The sequence below is a fragment of the Providencia alcalifaciens DSM 30120 genome, from assembly GCF_000173415.1.
GTDB classification, from domain to species: domain Bacteria; phylum Pseudomonadota; class Gammaproteobacteria; order Enterobacterales; family Enterobacteriaceae; genus Providencia; species Providencia alcalifaciens.
In genome coordinates, this window is record NZ_ABXW01000056.1 from 1 (window position 1) to 942 (window position 942).

Annotated in this window: 1 protein-coding gene and 1 pseudogene; both read left to right on the forward strand. The window is 40.2% G+C overall.

Annotation, left to right across the window (positions count from 1 at the left end; all coding sequences use genetic code 11):
* Window positions 1–416, forward strand: a 416-nt coding sequence (locus PROVALCAL_RS14700) for a TIGR02594 family protein (RefSeq protein ID WP_006660107.1), incomplete at its 5' end; no start/stop codon positions are given.
* Window positions 417–760: 344 nt separating this feature from the next.
* Window positions 761–942: pseudogene (locus PROVALCAL_RS19885) on the forward strand (hypothetical protein); the annotation flags it as partial.

Here is a 942-nt window from a genome sequence, read left to right on the forward strand (position 1 = left end):
CTAATCCTCGAATAGACCAGTATTGGCGAGATAGCAAATTATCGGGCTTAGTCGGAACGGATGATATTGTGCCATGGTGCGCAGGATTTGTTAACGCCATGCTGGAACGTTCTGGCATTCGTTCAACCCGTTCTGATTCATCTCGCTCTTACATCGATTATGGCGTGGAACTTTCAGAGCCCAAATATGGTTGCATTGTCGTTTTTGCGCGTTCTGGTGGTGGGCATGTCGGATTTGTTGTTGGCAAAACAGAATCAGGCTTATTACTGGTATTGGGCGGTAATCAGTCCGATGCGGTTAACATCAAAGCGTTTGAGACATCCCGTGTAGTTTGTTATCGCTATCCGGCTGGGGTAGATATTGATAATCGACCTTTACCGATTGGTGATGCAGCGTTGTCAGTCAACGAAGTGTGATAGCAAAATATTTCGCTGAAAAGTGATATATTATCGGTGGAGGATAAAATTCACCGATTCTTGATTACAACAGAATATTAAAGCAAAAAACCCGATTGTTGCGAGCAGTCGGGTTTTTCTATTTCTACACCTGAATGAGGCAGGGAGAACCTGTGATTGATTTTAGCAAACTAATAAGGGAGTTGCGACTTATGATTAAGCAATTACCAAATTGGAAATTTTTACTTATCTGGTTAATCCCGTTCATATGGGGGATATCTCAGTTAATCATTGCAATTAAGGGATGATATAACAAAAGAGTCAGGGGCGTTAAGGCTAGGCTATCAAGTATTCAGGTTGCAAAAATGACGATATTAATTAAAGCATTAATGGCTGTTTGCATTATTTTGCTGTTCTGTCTTTGGTGGGTTACTGATGATTTTGACAAATTGAGAAATCAACACACTAGATTAGAAAGTAGCTATATGCAGCTAAATGATGACTTTAATGAGCAAGTTAAAATCAATGACGACTACGAAAAGCGCAT